Origin of the sequence: Bradyrhizobium sp. AUGA SZCCT0105 (assembly GCF_018129565.1) — a bacterium.
Classification (GTDB): domain Bacteria; phylum Pseudomonadota; class Alphaproteobacteria; order Rhizobiales; family Xanthobacteraceae; genus Bradyrhizobium.
The window spans coordinates 93,423-110,099 of record NZ_JAFCMK010000012.1 but is presented as its reverse complement, the minus strand read 5'-3'; the positions used below and the strand labels follow the sequence as shown (position 1 = coordinate 110,099).

The 16,677-nt window shown below is 64.6% G+C and carries 18 protein-coding genes; 12 read left to right on the top strand and 6 right to left on the bottom strand.

What is annotated here, in order from left to right; all coding sequences use genetic code 11:
- The first annotated feature begins 97 nt into the window (after positions 1 to 97).
- Complete coding sequence (locus tag JQ573_RS35590) at positions 98 to 1,846, top strand: bifunctional 2-polyprenyl-6-hydroxyphenol methylase/3-demethylubiquinol 3-O-methyltransferase UbiG (protein WP_212319514.1); 1,749 nt, start codon at positions 98 to 100, stop codon at positions 1,844 to 1,846.
- 238 nt (positions 1,847 to 2,084) lie between these two features.
- On the opposite strand, the gene JQ573_RS35585 is transcribed toward JQ573_RS35590, so the two are convergent.
- Positions 2,085 to 2,594 carry a MarR family winged helix-turn-helix transcriptional regulator gene (locus tag JQ573_RS35585; RefSeq protein WP_212319512.1) on the bottom strand — a complete coding sequence of 170 codons (510 nt, stop codon included), beginning with the start codon at positions 2,592 to 2,594 and terminating at the stop codon, positions 2,085 to 2,087.
- A 107-nt stretch (positions 2,595 to 2,701) separates the two neighbouring features.
- Here JQ573_RS35585 and JQ573_RS35580 point away from each other — a divergent pair, with 107 nt between their 5' ends.
- From JQ573_RS35580 to JQ573_RS35565, 4 genes are all read left to right on the top strand, one after another.
- Complete coding sequence (locus JQ573_RS35580; protein WP_212319510.1) at positions 2,702 to 3,601, top strand: alpha/beta fold hydrolase; 900 nt, start codon at positions 2,702 to 2,704, stop codon at positions 3,599 to 3,601.
- A 69-nt stretch (positions 3,602 to 3,670) separates the two neighbouring features.
- A complete protein-coding gene (locus JQ573_RS35575; protein ID WP_212319508.1) occupies positions 3,671 to 4,474 on the top strand; it encodes an isocitrate lyase/phosphoenolpyruvate mutase family protein in 804 nt (267 codons plus the stop codon).
- A 265-nt stretch (positions 4,475 to 4,739) separates the two neighbouring features.
- On the top strand, positions 4,740 to 5,300 hold the full coding sequence (locus tag JQ573_RS35570; RefSeq protein ID WP_212319506.1) for a thiamine pyrophosphate-binding protein: 561 nt from the start codon (positions 4,740 to 4,742) through the stop codon (positions 5,298 to 5,300).
- Positions 5,300 to 5,893: a thiamine pyrophosphate-dependent enzyme gene (locus JQ573_RS35565; protein ID WP_212319504.1), complete on the top strand. Its 594-nt coding sequence runs from the start codon at positions 5,300 to 5,302 to the stop codon at positions 5,891 to 5,893. Before JQ573_RS35570 ends, JQ573_RS35565 begins: the two co-directional genes overlap by 1 nt.
- Positions 5,894 to 5,906: 13 nt before the next feature.
- Here the strand turns inward: JQ573_RS35565 and JQ573_RS35560 are convergent, their stop codons facing one another.
- Positions 5,907 to 6,830 (bottom strand): LysR substrate-binding domain-containing protein, encoded by a 924-nt coding sequence (locus JQ573_RS35560; RefSeq protein WP_092116489.1) that lies wholly within the window; start codon positions 6,828 to 6,830, stop codon positions 5,907 to 5,909.
- Positions 6,831 to 6,982: 152 nt separating this feature from the next.
- On the opposite strand from JQ573_RS35560, the gene JQ573_RS35555 reads away from it, so the two are divergent.
- The 4 genes from JQ573_RS35555 (at position 6,983) to hisC (ending at position 11,304) form a co-directional block, all read left to right on the top strand.
- A complete protein-coding gene (locus tag JQ573_RS35555; RefSeq protein ID WP_212319503.1) occupies positions 6,983 to 8,152 on the top strand; it encodes an acyl-CoA dehydrogenase family protein in 1,170 nt (389 codons plus the stop codon).
- Positions 8,153 to 8,163: 11 nt separating this feature from the next.
- Complete coding sequence (locus JQ573_RS35550; RefSeq protein ID WP_212319501.1) at positions 8,164 to 9,264, top strand: CaiB/BaiF CoA-transferase family protein; 1,101 nt, start codon at positions 8,164 to 8,166, stop codon at positions 9,262 to 9,264.
- A gap of 28 nt (positions 9,265 to 9,292) precedes the next feature.
- Positions 9,293 to 10,147 (top strand): MaoC family dehydratase N-terminal domain-containing protein, encoded by an 855-nt coding sequence (locus tag JQ573_RS35545; protein WP_212319499.1) that lies wholly within the window; start codon positions 9,293 to 9,295, stop codon positions 10,145 to 10,147.
- Between the two features lie 104 nt (positions 10,148 to 10,251).
- Positions 10,252 to 11,304, top strand: coding sequence for a histidinol-phosphate transaminase (gene hisC / locus JQ573_RS35540; protein WP_212319497.1), 1,053 nt, complete (start codon positions 10,252 to 10,254; stop codon positions 11,302 to 11,304).
- 35 nt (positions 11,305 to 11,339) lie between these two features.
- Here hisC and JQ573_RS35535 read toward each other — a convergent pair whose 3' ends face one another.
- Genes JQ573_RS35535 through JQ573_RS35520 form a run of 4 tightly spaced genes read right to left on the bottom strand, consistent with a single transcriptional unit; the run spans position 11,340 to position 14,346 of the window.
- Positions 11,340 to 11,633, bottom strand: a complete 294-nt coding sequence (locus JQ573_RS35535; protein ID WP_212319495.1) for a putative quinol monooxygenase — start codon at positions 11,631 to 11,633, stop codon at positions 11,340 to 11,342.
- Between the two features lie 35 nt (positions 11,634 to 11,668).
- Entirely contained in the window at positions 11,669 to 13,036 is a 1,368-nt protein-coding gene (locus JQ573_RS35530; protein ID WP_212319493.1) for an epoxide hydrolase family protein, read from the bottom strand.
- Positions 13,033 to 13,683, bottom strand: coding sequence for an isochorismatase family cysteine hydrolase (locus JQ573_RS35525; RefSeq protein ID WP_212319491.1), 651 nt, complete (start codon positions 13,681 to 13,683; stop codon positions 13,033 to 13,035). Before JQ573_RS35525 ends, JQ573_RS35530 begins: the two co-directional genes overlap by 4 nt.
- A gap of 57 nt (positions 13,684 to 13,740) precedes the next feature.
- Positions 13,741 to 14,346 (bottom strand): VOC family protein, encoded by a 606-nt coding sequence (locus JQ573_RS35520; protein WP_212319489.1) that lies wholly within the window; start codon positions 14,344 to 14,346, stop codon positions 13,741 to 13,743.
- 122 nt (positions 14,347 to 14,468) lie between these two features.
- Here JQ573_RS35520 and JQ573_RS35515 point away from each other — a divergent pair, with 122 nt between their 5' ends.
- From JQ573_RS35515 to blaBJP, 3 genes are all read left to right on the top strand, one after another.
- Entirely contained in the window at positions 14,469 to 14,966 is a 498-nt protein-coding gene (locus tag JQ573_RS35515) for a helix-turn-helix domain-containing protein (protein WP_212319565.1), read from the top strand.
- Positions 14,967 to 15,081: 115 nt separating this feature from the next.
- Positions 15,082 to 15,465: a tautomerase family protein gene (locus JQ573_RS35510; RefSeq protein WP_212319487.1), complete on the top strand. Its 384-nt coding sequence runs from the start codon at positions 15,082 to 15,084 to the stop codon at positions 15,463 to 15,465.
- 129 nt (positions 15,466 to 15,594) lie between these two features.
- Positions 15,595 to 16,482, top strand: coding sequence for a BJP family subclass B3 metallo-beta-lactamase (gene blaBJP, locus JQ573_RS35505; RefSeq protein ID WP_212319486.1), 888 nt, complete (start codon positions 15,595 to 15,597; stop codon positions 16,480 to 16,482).
- Positions 16,483 to 16,677 lie beyond the last annotated feature (195 nt).

Sequence of the window (16,677 nt, the reverse complement as noted above, 5' to 3'; positions counted from 1 at the left end):
TTGACGGAACATGAACCGAAAAGAACGGCGTGCGGCCGGTAAGCGACGGGACGAGTCCGCCGGAAACGCACCCGCTTTCGGTTCCGCAGGCATCGGCATGGCCGGCCTTGCCGCCGAGGCAAGCCGCTTCTACGGGATGCGCCGCTTCAACGAAGCGCAGGAGATTTGCCGGCAAATTCTCGCGCGTGAGCCTTGCCATGTGCAGAGCCTGAACCTGCTCGGCCTGATGGCGCAGTCAGCGGGTGATCACCGATCGGCCGTGAAGACGTTCGCGAAGGCAATTGCCTCCGACGAGGTCAACGCCGCCTGCCACTACAACGCCGGAAATTCCTACCAGGCGCTGGGCAATCGTGCCAAGGCGGCCGCGCATTTCAGCAAGGCGCTCGCGCTCGGCATGGATGCGAGGGCCGTCAGCTTCATCCTGCAGAGTCCAACCGTCACCAGCTATGTCGGGCGGATCGCCGGCAAGTGGCCGCTGCCGGTGACGAACGCCGAATTGTTTGGCACTGACAGCGTCGCCCCGCTTGCGCGCGACCTGTTCCTGCGCTCGGCGATGGAAGCGACGACACTGGCGAACATGCAGCTCGAGGTGCTGCTGGGACATGCGCGGGCCGAACTGCTGCGGCTCGCGAGCAATCGGGACGCAGCGGACGACGAGATCGTCGCCTTTGCCTGCGCGCTTGCCCGGCAATGCTTCATCAACGAATATGCCTATGGGCAGGCCGAGCTGGAAAGCGAACTTGCGGGCGCATTGCGCGACCGATTGCTGCGCGACCCGGCATCAGGGGCTGCGATCACGCCGCTCGTGCTCGCGGTCGTCGCAGCCTATTTCCCGCTTCACGCGCTCCCGCAGGCGGACGCGCTGCTGCGCCGGGATTGGCCTGCGGCCGTCGCCGGCCTGTTGCGGGTGCAGCTCCGCGAGCCGCGCGAGGAAATGGCAGGGCGCAGCTCTATTCCAACGCTCACCCCGATCAGGAACGATGTATCCGTCGAGGTGATGCGCCAGTACGAGGAAAATCCCTATCCGCGCTGGACCGTGAACCCGCTGACGGCATTCGCGGCCGACCGGGCGCGGGGACGAACCGTCGCGACGGCCGAACAGCAAGCCAGGCTGGATATCCTGATCGCGGGCTGCGGCACCGGCTCGCACGCGATCCAGATCGCGCAGGTCTACCCGAACGCCCGCTTGCTCGCGGTCGACATCAGCATGACCAGCCTCGCCTATGCGCGCCGCAAGACGCGCGAGCTGGGCTTGACCAACATCGAATATGCGCAGGCGGATATCCTGGAATTGGGCGCGATCGACCGCACCTTCGACAGCATCGAGTCGGTCGGCGTGCTGCACCATCTTGCCGAGCCTTTTGCCGGCTGGCGCGTGCTGGTCTCGCTGCTGCGGCCGAGCGGCACGATGCGCATCGGCCTGTACAGCGACCTGGCCCGCCGCGTCATCGTGGAGGCCCGCGCCCGCATCGCCGCGCGCAACTATCGCGCCACCGCCGACGACATCCGACGGTGCCGGCGGGACATTTTTCGCGAGGCCGGACAATGGAAGCCGCTGATCGGCGCCAAGGACTTTTACAGCATGAGCGGCTGCCGCGATCTGCTGTTCAATGTCATGGAACACCGCCTCGCGATTCCCGAGATCGCGGCATTCCTCAACGAACACGGTCTGACGTTCCAGGGCTTCGAGCCGTTTGACGATCCGACGGTGCTCGACCAATTCCGCAAACAGTTTCCGGGCGCGGCCGACGAGACCAATCTGGACCAGTGGCACCGCTTCGAGGTCGATCATCCCGAGACGTTCTGGGACATGTACGTTTTCACGGTCGGCAAGACCGCAAGCTGACGGCAAGGCGCTAGCGCCATAAGGTCGAGCAGTGACCGCGATGGCACTGCGCTCCCTCTCCCCGTTCTTGCGGGGAGAGGGTTGGGGTGAGGGGCCGTCTCCGCGTATCCGGCGATAGTTGTGCTTGCGGAGGCTCCCCCTCACCCGGATCACATCCAAGGATGCGTTCCGACCTCTCCCCGCACGCGGGGCGAGGTGAAGCGGAGCCTGCCGCTCGACTCGGAGTAGGGTCATCCCTCTAGCGAACGTGCTGGCTCTTGTTCGTCGGCAACGGGCAATTGGTGCAGACCCGGTCGTCGCACATCCGGCAGATCGTGAAGCGGTCCATCTCCGAGGTATCCTGCCTTGCCAGCAGCTCGCGGATCAATGTCGCAAGCTGCTTCCGTTCGGCCGACGACAGCACATCGAGCAATGACGTGACCGCCGATATCCGGGACGCCAGCAGTTCGTTGCGGGATGCAGCGCCTGACGCCGTCAGGTGCAAGGCGACCTCGCGGCCGTCCTTTCCGGGGCGACGTTCGACAAGCCGATCCGAAACCAGGCGATCCACCAGCCGGACAGTTCCGGAATGCGACAGGCCGAGGATCCGCCTCAGCTTGTCATTGGTCATGCCCTGGCCATAGCCGATGACGATGAGCGCCGCGGGTGTCTCGCCGCCGCGGCCGACCACTTCGCGTGCGCCTTGCTCGATACGATCCGTAACGGCGAGCGACAGCGCCCCCAGCAGATTGGCGATTCCGTTTTCCATGCGGGGAATAATATGTGCGCTACGCACAAAAAACAACTTGACCAGATATGTGCGCAACGCACATATTTATCCAGGAGAGCAACGACGACAAAATATGGAGCGTAGCGATGACGACCCGAAGCACCGCACTGGCAACGCCTGACCCCGCCGGCAGCGAACCCACGCTGAAATACGTGCAGGCCAACGGCGTGCGGTTTGCCTATCTCGAACAGGGCAGCGGACCGCTTGTCATGTTCATGCACGGCTTTCCCGACAACGCCTGGTCCTATCGCAAGCAGCTGCAGGTGTTCGCGGATGCCGGATATCGTGCGGTCGCACCGTTCCTGCGCGGCTATGCGCCGACCGAGATTCCGGCCGACGGCATCTTCGATCCGATCGCGCTGGGCCAGGATCTCGAAGCGCTGATCGCGGCGCTGAGCGACGACGGACAGGCGTGTGTCGTCGGCATGGATTGGGGCGGCACGTCGACCTTCCAGGCGCTGGCCACGGCACCGTCAGCGATCAAGGCCGCGGTCGTCATGAACACCGCGCACCCGATCACAATCGCGAGCCTCAGGAGCGATCCCGATGCCGTTCGATCGGTCTTCCATGTCTATTTCTTTACGGTGCCTGGCGCTCACGCGGCGGTCGACATCGAGGGACTTCCCTTCGTCGACTACCTTTGGAAGTTGTGGTCGCCAACCCTGGAGAACGACGAGCATCTCCGCTCGGTCAAGGAGACGCTCAGCTCTCCCGGCACCATGAAGGCGGCGCTGAAATACTACAGTGGCCTGGTCGATGCGGGAGTTGCGGGCCGGCTGCCGATCAACGACATGCATACGCCGACGCTGACGATTTATGGCGGCAACGATCCGACGGCGCGGTACTCGATGAAGGAAGAGCCGCTCTTCAAGGGGCCACATCAGCGCGTTGTCCTGCCCGATGTCGGGCACTTCCCGCACCTTGAGCGCGAGGCCGAGGTCAACAGTCTGATCATGGACTGGTTCAAGACCCACGCCGCCGGCTGAACAGCCGTACTGCAACCAGCGACCACGTCACGAAGTCTTTCAATCTCTCTCTGAACAGGAGTGCGCGCAATGGACGCCACGACACAGCAGCAATACGCCGAAGCGTTTCACGGTCTTCACAGGACAGGCGATCCACTGGTCCTGTTCAACGCCTGGGATGTCGCGACCGCCAAGGCGATCGCGAAGACCTCGCCGGCCATCGCGACCAGCAGCGGCGCGGTGGCGTCCGCACTCGGCTTTGCCGATGGCGAGAATGCCCCGCTCGACATCGTGGAAGGCCTGGTCTCGCGAATGACCGCTTCCATCCCGGTCCCGGTCTCGATCGATCTGGAGGCCGGATATGGCGACACCGCGGACGCCGCAGCGCATTCGGCGGCGCGGATCTTGAAAGCCGGCGCGATCGGCATCAATATCGAGGACGGGCTTTTGCGCGGCAAGCGGCAGCTCGTCGACCCCGAGCAGCATGCCGCGAAGATCAGGGCGGTGCGGGACACCGCGCAACAGCTCGGCATTCGTCTCTTCATCAATGCGCGAACCGATCCGTTTCTGCTGAAGTTCGGCTCGCCGGAGCAATGCCTGGATGAAGCGGCGCGGCGCGCGAAGCTATATGCCGATGCCGGCGCCGACGGCATTTTTGTGCCGGGCTTGACCGATCTCGCGCTGATCGAGCGGCTCGTTCAACTGACGCCACTGCCGGTCAACATCATGGTGACGCGGGGCGTTCCCGAAATCGGCGAGCTCGCCCGCGCCGGCGTGCGCCGGATCAGCCTTGGGCCGTGGCCGATGATGGCGGCGATGCGCGTCATCGGAGAGGCCGCTGTCGCGGTGGTCACGAGAAAGCAGTACGGCACGTTTCTGCAGCCGAACGCCTGAGTTCGAAGACACTAGCCATCCTGATCCCGCAACTCGTCATTGCGAGGAGCGAAGCGACGAAGCAATCCATCCCTCCACGCATGAGGAGAGATGGATTGCTTCGCGGAGCCTGTCATCGGGCGCGCGTTCGCGCGACCCGTTGGCTCGCAATGACGGGATATACAATTCCGGCATAGCTGCGCGACACAGATGCGACGGGAGCTAAACGTCCTCACGCGCTATGGCTTCGGTGAGGACGCGCCACTGCGCGCCCCTAGCCGAGGCCATGATGGACCAGATTGCCGTTCACCAGGACAGCGCGACCAGCACCGACTGGCCGGTTGCGATCTACCGCACGCTGAAGGATTTTGGCGTGGCGCAGGTGTCCTACGTCCCCGACGCCGGACACTCGAAGCTGATCAAGCTGTCGCACGCCGATGCCGACATCAAGACCACGGTGCTGACCACCGAGGAGGAAGGCGTGGCGATGGCCGCCGGCGCCTGGCTCGGCGGCGACCGCGCGGTGCTGCTGATGCAATCGAGCGGCGTCGGCAATTGCGTCAACATGCTGTCGCTGATGGCGAGCTGCCGATTCCCGCTGCTGACGCTGGTGACGATGCGCGGCGAATGGGCCGAGTTCAATCCCTGGCAGATTCCGATGGGCCGCGCGACGCCGCAGGCCTTCGAGATCATGGGCACCACCGTGCTGCGGCTGGAGAACCCTGACGACGCCGAGGAGGTGATCTCGGCCGCCGCCTCGCTCGCCTATGACGGCGACCAGCAGGTCGCGGTGCTGATCTCGCAGCGGATGATCGGCCGCAAGAAGTGGACGAAGGAGACGCACTGATGTCAGCGCCAACAGGCACTCTCGATCGCCGCGCCGCCGTGAAGGCGCTGCTAACCGACCGTGGCGACCTGCTCGTGATCTCCGGGCTCGGCTCCTCGTCCTATGATGTGTTCGATGCCGGCGAGCATCCCGGCAATTTCTATCTCTGGGGCGCGATGGGCGGCGCGGCGATGGTCGGGCTCGGCCTCGCGCTGGCGCAGCCGAAGCGCCCGGTGCTTGTGATCACCGGCGACGGCGAGCAGCTGATGGGCATCGGCAGCCTCTTGACCATCGCCACCAAGCAGCCCGGCAATCTCTCGATCGCGGTCCTCGACAACGGCCATTTCGGCGAGACCGGGATGCAGCTCAGCCATTCCGGCTTAGGGGCCAGGCTCGAGGTGATCGCTAGCGGCGCGGGCATCGGCCATGTCTCCGACATCACCGACATGGCCGGCATTCAACGCTTCCGCGCGAGCCTGCGCGATCTCGGCGGCGGTCCGCGGCTGGCACGCATCCGGATCGCGGCCGGCGAAGTCGAACGCGCGCTGCCGCCACGCGACGGCACCTACCTGAAGAACCGCTTCCGCGGCCATCTCGGCTTCCAGGTGAAGTGATGCGAAGCCGCGCTCAGGCGAGCTGGATGTCCCAGAGCCCTTCGGCGCGGCACGCGGCGACCTCGTCACGCAGCAATTTGGCGATCAGCGTGATGGCGTTGGAGCCGGGATGCTCGACCGGCGAGGCCAGGGTCAGCTCGCGCCGCGGCGCCGGCCGCGCGATCGGCGCGGTCTCGAGCCGGCCGTCGGCGACCTCGCCGCGCACCGAGGATGGCGGCAACATGGTGTATCCGAGCCCCTCCTCGACCAGGCTCGTCAGCACGCGGAACGAATCCGCCTCGAGCTTGACGTCGAGCGTGACCTTCTTCTTTGCTGCCGCATGCTCGATCATGGCGCGGAGCCCGTGCGAATGACTTGGCAGCACCAGGCGCTGGCGCAGCAGCCATCCGATATCGACCTGCTTCTTCTGCTTCAGCCCGCTGCCGCGCGGGCCGACCGCGACGATCGAGTCGCGACCGAGGCTCTGCACCGCCAGGTGCAGATCGACCGACGGGCCGTAGATCACCGCAAGGTCCATCTCGCCGCGATGCAGCCACTCGATCAGATGGCCGCTGTAGCTTTCGACGATGCAGAGCGAGATGCCGGGATAGCGTTCCACCGTGCGCCGCGCCAGCCGCGCAGAGATCACGCAACTCACCGTCGGCACCAGCCCGAGCACGACGCGCCCGGATGGCGCGCCGCCCGCGGACTGGATGTCGTCGCGGATCTGGTCGATCTGCCGCACGATACCGCCGGTGCGCGCGAGCAGCAGCCGGCCGGCATCGGTCAGCACCATGCCGCGGCCGTTGCGCGTGAACAATTCGGTGCGCAGCTCGTGCTCCAAGAGCTTGATCTGCCGGCTCAGCGCCGGCTGCGCGACCCGCAGGGTATCGGATGCCTTGCTCAGACTCCCGAGTTCCGCGACGCACGCAAAGGTCCTAAGCTGGCGGAAATCCATACTTGCCAATCCTGGAAGGCAGGTTCATACGCTATAACAAAACAGCATAGGGAGTTTACCGGGACCCCACAACAGCGGGCGTTTTCCTCACGCGAACCGGCTTCCGCTTCGCTCGACAACGCTCTGGCGCAACCTCTCGGCAAAACGAAATCATGACCGCACACGAACAGCACACCGACGACCACACAGACATCCGCGACGCCGTCGCAAAGCTCTGCGCGCAGTTTCCCGGCGAATACTGGCGCAAGCTCGACCGCCAGATGGCCTATCCGAAGGAGTTCGTCGATGCGCTGACGGAGGCCGGCTATCTCTCGGTGCTGATCCCCGAGGAATATGGCGGCGCGGGCCTCAAGCTGTCGGCGGCGGCGGCGATCCTCGAAGAGATCCAGCGCGCCGGCTGCAACGGCGGCGGCTGCCATGCCCAGATGTACACGATGGGCACCGTGCTGCGGCACGGCAACGACGCGCAGAAGGCGAAGTATCTGCCGAAGGTCGCGACCGGCGAATTGCGGCTGCAGGCGTTCGGCGTCACCGAGCCGACCAGCGGCACCGATACCTCGTCGCTGAAGACCTTCGCGCGACGCGAGGGCGACCACTACGTCGTCAACGGCCAGAAGATCTGGACCAGCCGCGCCGAATATTCCGACCTGATGGTGCTGCTGGCGCGCACCACGCCGAAGGAGCAGTCCAGGAAGCGCACCGACGGGCTCTCGGTGTTCATCGTCGACATGCGCGAGGTGAAGGGCAAGGGGCTGGAGATCCGCCCGATCCGCACCATGATGAACCACGCCACGACCGAGGTGTTCTTCACCGACATGAAGGTGCCGGCGGAGAATCTGATCGGCGAGGAAGGCAAGGGTTTTCGTTACATCCTGTCCGGCATGAACGCCGAGCGCATCCTGATCGCGGCCGAATGCGTCGGCGACGCCAAGTGGTTCATCCAAAAGGCGACCAACTACGCCAAGGAGCGCAGCGTGTTCGGCCGGCCGATCGGCCAGAACCAGGGCATCCAGTTTCCGATCGCGAAGGCCTACGCCTCGATGCGCGCGGCCGAATTGATGGTGAAGGAAGCTACCCGCAAATATGAAGCGGGTCTCGACTGCGGCGCCGAGGCCAACATGGCCAAGATGCTGGCGGCGGATGCCTCCTGGGAAGCGGCCAATGCCTGCGTGCAGACCCATGGCGGCTTCGGCTTCGCCGAGGAGTACGACGTCGAGCGCAAGTTCCGCGAAACCCGGCTCTATCAGGTTGCGCCGATCTCGACCAATCTGATCCTGTCGTTCGTCGCCGAGCACGTGCTCGGCATGCCCCGCTCCTACTGAGTTCTCGGATCATGCTGCCGCTTGAGGGATTGACCGTCATTGCCGTCGAACAGGCGGTCGCTGCGCCGTTCTGCTCGTCACGCCTGGCCGATGCCGGCGCTCATGTCATCAAGATCGAGCGGCCCGAGGGCGATTTCGCTCGCGGCTACGACGCCGCGGCGAAGGGCCAGAGCAGCTACTTTGTCTGGCTCAACCGCGGCAAGGATTCCGCCGTGGTCGATCTCGCCACCAAGGAGGGCCGCGCGCAGCTCGAGGAGCTGATCGCGGGCGCCGACGTGCTGCTGCAGAATTTGAAGCCGGGCTCGATGGACAAGCTCGGCTTCTCGCGCGAGCGGCTGCGCAAGGCCTATCCGAAGCTGATCATGTGCACCATCACCGGCTATGGCGATACCGGCCCGTATGCCGACCGCAAGGCCTATGACCTGTTGATCCAGGCCGAGAGCGGTCTCGCCTCGATCACCGGCGGCCCCGAGGGCGCCTCACGCGTCGGCATGTCGATCGTCGATGTCGCGACCGGCGCCACCGCGCATGCTGCGATCCTCGAAGCGCTGATCGGGCGCGGCCGCACCGGAGAGGGTGCCGACATCCGCATCTCGATGTTCGACGTGATGGCCGACTGGCTCACCGTGCCGCTGCTCAATGCCGAGGACGGCAAGTCGCCGAAGCGGATCGGCCTCGCTCATCCCTCGATTGCGCCCTATGGCGTGTTCCGCTCGAAGGACGGCAAGGAGATCCTGATCTCGATCCAGAGCGAGCGCGAGTGGAAGACGCTGTGCGCCAAGGTGCTGGGCCAGCCCGGCCTGCCCGACGATCCGCGCTTTGCCAACATGGTTGAGCGCGTGCGCAACCGCGCGCTGACCGACCAGATCGTTAGCGACAGTTTCGGCAGGCTCACGCGCGAGGATTTGCTCGCGAAGCTCGCCGAGGCCGACATCGCCTTTGCCGAGGTCAACAGCATGGACGACCTCGCCAGGCATCCGCATCTGCGCCGCATCGAGGTCGACACGCCGAACGGACGTGTCAGCTATCCGGCGCCGGCCGCGATCGTGGTCGGCGAGGACAGGCACTACGGCAGGGTGCCTGCGATCGGCGAGCGCCTCAAACGATCCTGAGATCCCTCCTGCCCCGGGCAACCCAGTCATGACCGATAAACTCGACCTCGATCATCTCCGCCAGTGGATCGGCAAGACCACTGAGGCCTCCGACGTCGTCACCAAATATCTCGTGATGGGGCTGCGCGCGACGCTGTTCCAGGAGATCGGCGAGCCGAAGGTCGGCGATGCCGCGCCGTGGACCACGCATTGGTGCCTGGCGCAGCCGGTGTTTCCGATGTCGCAATTGAGCCAGGACGGCCATCCCACCCGCGGCGGCTTCCTGCCGCCGGTGCCGCTGCCGCGCCGCATGTGGGCCGGCGGCGAGCTCGAATTCTTCGACAGCTTGCGCATCGGCGACGACGCCAAGCGGACCTCGCGTATCGCCGACGTCACCGTGAAATCAGGCTCGACCGGCACGCTGTGCTTCGTCTCGGTTCATCACGAGGTGACGACCTCGCGCGGGCTTGCGGTCCGCGAGCGGCAGGACATCGTCTATCGCGAGATGACGAGCACACAAGCCGCAGCGCCCGCCAAGGCGGCGCCGCCTCCGCCGGCCGCGCAGCATCGCGAGAGCCACGTCTCCGATCCGGTGTTGCTGTTTCGTTATTCGGCGCTGACCTTCAACGGCCACCGCATCCACTACGATCGCGACTATGTCACCAAGGTCGAGGGCTATCCGGGCCTGATCTTCCACGGCCCGCTGCAGGCCTCTTTCATCGTCGAGTTCGCCGCCAAGCTCCGCGGCGGCAAGCCGCCGAAGAAGCTCACCTATCGCGGCGTGCAGCCGCTGTTCGAGGGCAGCGAGTTCTCGATCAACGCCAACGACAAGGACGGCGGCATGGAGCTGTGGACCGCGAATGCCGAGGGCCAGCCGACCATGAAGGGCACGGCGACCTGGTAAGGCACCAGCGCAGCACAGATCAGAATGCGAGGAAATAAAGAGGCGCTTTCATCAGCGCCTCGTATTCCGTATTGTGATCGCATTCACCCTTGGATCACGGGATCATGAGTCGCTTCTGGAGTTCGGTCGTCCACAATCTGTCGCCATACGTGCCCGGCGAGCAGCCGAAGATCGACGGCCTCATCAAGCTCAACACCAACGAGAATCCCTACCCGCCGTCGCCCCGCGCGGTAGCGGCGATCACAGCGACCACGGATCGCCTGCGGCTCTATCCGGACCCGCGCGCATCCGCCCTGCGTGAGGCGATCGCGACGCGCTACGGCGTCACGTCTGACGAAGTGTTCGTCGGCAACGGCTCGGACGAGGTGCTGGCCCACGCCTTTCCGGCGCTTTTGAAGCACGACGCGCCGCTGCTGTTCCCCGACATCACCTACAGCTTCTACCCGGTCTATTGCCGCCTCTATGGTGTCGGCTACGAGACGGTCCCGCTCGATGCCGCGATGCGGATACAGCTTGCGGACTACCGGCGGCCGGCCAGCGCCATCCTGCTGTGCAATCCCAACGCGCCGACTGGCATCGCGCTGCCCCGCGCCGCGATCGAGGCGCTGGTCACCGAGCATCCCGACCGTCTCGTGGTGGTCGACGAGGCCTATGTCGATTTCGGCGCCGAGAGCGCCGTGCCTTTGGTCGCGCGCAACGACAATCTGCTGGTGATCCAGACGCTCTCGAAGTCGCGCGCGCTGGCGGGATTGCGGGTCGGCTTCGCCATCGGCCAGCGCCCGCTGATCGAGGCGCTGGAGCGCGTCAAGGACAGCTTCAACTCCTATCCGCTGGATTGCTTCGCGATCGCGGGTGCCGTCGCCTCGATCGAGGACGACACATGGTTTGAAGAAACCCGGCAACGCATCATCCGGAGCCGCGAGGCGCTGGCCCGCAGCCTCACCGAGCTCGGCTTCGAAGTGCTGCCATCGCATGCGAACTTCGTGTTCGCCCGCCATGGCGCCCATCGCGGTGCGGATCTCGCCGCGAAGCTGCGGGAGCGCGGCGTCCTGGTGCGGCATTTCCAGAAGCCGCGGATCGAGGATTTCCTGCGCATCACGGTCGGCACGGACGATGAATGCGGCCGCCTGATCGGCTTGTTGCGTCAGATGGTCTGATCCCGCAGCTGCGACGACGACGCCGGCGACAAGGTCTACTCGGCGGGCGTGCACCATGTGCCGGCAACCTTGACGCCGAGTGCCGCGGTCTCCTCGCGAAACTGTGCGATCGATCGCGCATTGCGATGCGCCGCGAATGCGGCGTCATCCTGATAGACCTCGTAGAGCAGCAGCTTCGAAGCGTCCTCGCGGGGCACCAGGACATCGAACTGCAGCGTGCCCGGCTCATCCCTCAGCGAACGGGCGCGGTGCGCCAGCAACAGCGGCAACACCTCATCCCGTTTGCCAGGCGCGACCTCGATGGTGGCAACGATTGCAAGCTTGGCCATGATGGATACTCCTGCGGTTGTTTTGAATATTCAGATCAGCTGCGCAACGGTCGAAACGCATCCCGAACCTCTCGGCTGAAGATGTCCGGTTGCTCCCAGGCGGCGAAGTGGCCGCCGGCTTCGGCCTGATGGAAGTAGATCAGCTTGTGGTAGGCCTTTTCCGCCCAGCTCCGCGGCGCCACAAAGCTCTCGCCGGGAAACGCGGTGACGGCGGCCGGGATCGTGACATTGGCTGGCAGATAAAGGTTGGTCTTGTTCTCCCAGTACAAGCGGCCCGCAGAGACGGCCGTGTTGGTCAGCCAGTAGAGCGTGATGTTGTCGAGCACGTCGTCGCGGGTCAGTGCGCCGGCGGAATGTCCATTGACTGCGCGCCCGAGCACGGCTGATTGCATCGCGGAGGCCGGCTGGGCATAGCCGTCGCCGTGATCGAGCAGCCAGGCGGCGAGGCCCGCCGGCGAATCCGCAAAGGCCGCAAGCGTCTGGGGGCGCGTGCCCATGATCTGCGCGTAGGCGCGCCGTTTCGCGAATTGAAGCTTGATCTGGTCGAACGCGTGCTGCTCCTCCGCGGACAGATTGTCCGGCGCAGGGCCGCCGGTGCTGACCGCCTTGACGACCTCGGGCGGAACGACGCCGGGCAGATTGACGTGAATGCCGAGCAACTCCGGCGCACCCAGCTTGGCCATTTCATTGGAGACCGGCGAACCCCAGTCGCCGCCCTGCGCCACGAACTTGCTGTAGCCGAGCCGCTTCATCAATTGAACCCAGGCCCGTGCGATGCGCTGGGGATCCCAGCCGACCGTGGTCGGTTTGCCGGAGAATCCGTAGCCCGGCATCGACGGGATCACGAGATGGAACGCGTCCGACGCGCTGCCGCCATGCGTGGTGGGATCGGTCAGGGGGTCGATGATCTTCATCTGCTCGATGACTGAACCCGGCCAGCCATGCGTGACGATCAGCGGCAATGCATTGTCGTGCTTCGAACGAACGTGAATGAAATGGATGTCCAGCCCGTCGATTTCGGTGATGAATTGCGGCAGGGCGTTGAGCCGCGCCTCCACCTTCCGCCAGTCGTAGTCGGTCTGCCAGTAGCGCACGAGATCGCGCAGCATCGCCTGCGGAACGCCTTGAGAGTCGTCATCGACGGTCTCCTTGTCGGACCATCGGGTCGCGGTCAAACGGCGGCGAAGGTCGACAAGGTCTTCTTCGGGAATGTTGATGCGGAATGGGCGGATCGCATCACCGGTGGCCGCCGCGGCGGGATGCGAGGGGAACAGGCTGGCAGCACCGGCAGCAATCAGGCCCAACGCCGCGCCCGTCAGCAGCCTGCGCCGGTCCTGGTCGATCGCGTCCTGGTTCAATTGGCCTATCGCGATTGCAACTGGTGCCTTCGACGTCGTGGTCATTTGACTGTCTCCTTGGAAAGAGAGGCCGCCGGCAACGCCGCGATCACCTCGGCGGTTGTCAGGATGGAATGGGCGTAGGTCGGGCCATTCAACTCGTGAGCGGCGTGCATCATGTCGTGCGAGAAGGCGGCGGTGGCATCGCGCACCAGCGTCACGTGATAGCCGAGCTCCATCGCGAAGCGGCCGGTCGACTCGATGCAGGTGTTGGCCAGCAGCCCGACCACGATCACATGCGTGATGCCCTTCTGCTTCAGCAGGAAATCGAGATCTGTGTTGGCGAACCCGCTCTGCCCCCAATGCTCCCCGGCGATCAGATCGCCGGGCTTGGGCGCAAAGTCCGGATGCCAATCCCCGCCCCATTCACCGCGCGCAAAGCTATGGCGCTGCATGATCAAGCGCTGGGTTGGATTGGGATGGTCCCAATCCTCATAATCGCCTGGCTCCCAGCGCCGGTGCGGGACGATCACCACCTGGATGCCGGCGGACCGGACCGCGCCGTCGAGCTGGCGCAGATTGTCGAGCAGCCCGACCTCGTCGGCGATCGGCTTGATGCGCGGAAAGACCATGCCGCCCTCGGAGAGGAAATCATTGTAGGGATCGACGAGAAGCAGCGCGGTTCGCTCGCGTGGATAGGTGATCTGGGACATCGCTCGCTCCTTGGCCGTCAGGGGGCCGGTTGGATTGACTTCAATGTCGCGCTCCGTTCACTCGGGCAGCGGCTTGCCGGCCTGTTCGCGGACGATGTACTCGGCGTACCAATCGGGCCAGTTCGCATCGTGGCCGCCGGTCCGCTTCTCATGCTCGCCATGGGCTGCTGCCGCGCGGCGCAGCGCGGCAGCGAGATCGGCCGATGACGAGAAATTCGTGCTGTTGCCGTCGACCCGCCCGGGCAGGCGTTGCGTCACCTGCTGCAGCAGCCAGACGTTTCCGTCGGGATCGTTGAACGTAGCGAGCGCGCCATAGCTCGGCCGTTCCGGGTCCGGCCCCTTGAGGCGGCCTTCGGCGCCGCGGTGAAACACCTCACTGACATCGGCGCCGCGCGCGATCAACTCGGCGCGTGCCGCTTCGATATCATTGACGATCAGGAAGCGCGGCAGCGCGGATCCCGAGCCGAGATGGATCGAGGTCGGCGAACCCGGCGGCGTCAGTTGCACGGCGCGCGAACCGTCGGGCCTGACGAAGTCGGCATCGAGCCGCCAGCCCAGGTCCTGATAGAAGCGCTTGGCGCGGTCGACATCCGAGACCGGAATGACGACGACTTCGAGCTTCAAATCGACTTTGGCCGCTGTCGGCCCCTGTTCAGTGGTCATGGCTCGCTCCTTGGTGATGACAGACCGGCCGATCTACGGCCCATTGCATTTGCGACGATGCCGGGCCATATTACTATGAAAATCATAGCAACAAGCCTGCTGAAGAAAACGTGATGACAAAAATGAAGGACAACACGGCTGACCAAACGCTGTGCCCTGTCGCTCGCGCCGAAACCGTTGTGGGCGACCGTTGGACAGTACTTGTTCTGCGCGAACTGTTCGCGCGGAATCATCGCTTCGAGGAGATCCAGGCGCAGTCCGGCGGCACGCCGCAGATGATCACGGCACGGCTGAAAAAGCTGGAAGCGGACGGTCTGGTGACGCGGCGCATCTACAACAAGCGCCCGTTGCGCCGCGAGTATCACCTCACCGAGAAGGGCGAAGCGTTTTTTCCGGTGATGATGGCGCTCCGCGCCTGGGGCGAGACCTGGTGCAAGTCACCGCGGGAAGGCCGCGCAATGAACTACACCCATCTCGTCTGCGGCAAGCCGGCCGGGCTCGGTCCGGTCTGCGAGTCCTGCGGCGAGCCGGTCCGCCGCGCCGACATGGTGGGCGAGCGGACGCCCAAGTACCAAAAAGAGCGCGACGCGCGATGGGACGCCTTCAAGGCAAGCCGCTGAGCCCCTTTGGCGCCGCCGCCGACGAAGCGGACAACGCAATTGCTGTCACACTGCTGAACCATTTCCATCACGCGGGTCTCTCATGGCCGAGCCCCGCATAACAAAGGAGACCACCATGCCATTCGTTCGTATCGATTTGAAGCGCGGCAAGTCCGCCGAGTATCGCAAGACGCTGGGCGAGATCGTCTACAAGGCGATGCGCGAGGTGATCAACGTGCCCGAGAATGACAAGTTTCAGATCATCACCGAGCACGACCGCGGCAACCTGAACTACGCCGAAAGCTATCTCGGCAATACCTACAGCGACGATCTCATCTTCATCCAGATTACGCTGAATGCCGGGCGTACGGTCGAGATGAAGAAGGCATTCTACAAGCGGATCGTGGACGATTTCCAGAGCCAGCTGCAGGGACGTCCGGATGACATCTTCATCAGCCTGGTCGAGGTCGCCAAGGAAAACTGGTCGTTCGGCAACGGCATCGCACAATACGCGAGCTGAACACGGAACAGGCATGCGCCGGACAGGCAGTGGCATGTCCGGCGCCCTGCTGTCCGTAGCTTGCGATCGACGTTGGCCGCACGCATAGTGCGCTCCCGTGCACAAGCAACAACAAACAGGGAGGCAACCATGAGGACGATCGCAGCCGCGCTGTGCGCACTCGCGCTGATCGCAACCGGTGCGCAAGCGCAGACGCTCAAGGATTTCATGGCTGTTGTCATGAAGAAATGGACTGCGCCGTTCGAACCGTACGAGCTGATCGACAATATCTACTATGTCGGCACTGACGGGATCGCGGTCTATATCATCAAGACGTCGCAAGGGCTGATCCTGATGGATACGGCGATGCAGCAGTCGACCGGCATGATCAAGGACAACATCGCCAAGCTCGGCTTCAAGGAAGGCGACATCAAGATCATCCTCAACACCCACGCCCATCTCGATCACACCGGCGGCTTTGCCGAGATCAAGCAGGAGACCGGCGCGCAGCTGATCGCCGGCGAGCGCGACAAGCCCCTGCTCGAGGGCGGCTACTATCCGGGCGACGAGAACAACGCCGATCTTGCCTTTGCGCCGGTCAAGGTCGACCGCACCGTCAAGGAAGGCGACAAGGTGACCCTCGGCGACGTGACGCTGACCGCGCACACCACACCCGGCCATTCGCCCGGCTGCACCAGCTGGGAGATGACGGTGAAAGACGGCAACCAGCAGCGCAACGTGCTGTTCTTCTGCAGCGGAACGGTGGCGCTGAACCGGCTGGTCGGCCGCCCGACCTATCCCGGCATCGTCGACGACTACCGCTCGACCTTCGCCAAGGTCAAGGCGATGAAGGTCGACGTGCTGCTCGGGCCGCATCCCGAGGTCTACGACATGCAGGCCAAGCGCGCGGAGATGAAGGACGGCGCACCGAATCCGTTCGTCAAGCCGGGCGAAAACGCCACCTATGTGGCGGGGCTAGAGCAGGATTTCGACAAGCAACTCGCCAAGCAGACCGCTGCGTTGCAGAAGGCCAATTAGGGAGCACAGCGAAACACCATCCCGTCATCCTGAGGAGCGCGAAGCGCGTCTCGAAGGATCGACGGCCCCACTCAGGCCACGCATCCTTCGAGGCTCGCTCCGCTCGCACCTCCAGCGACAATGGCGACGCCTTTGCGCGGGGACGACGTGGAACACGCGCCGCAGTTTTTCAGCCGTTGCCGCGGCAACTATGGG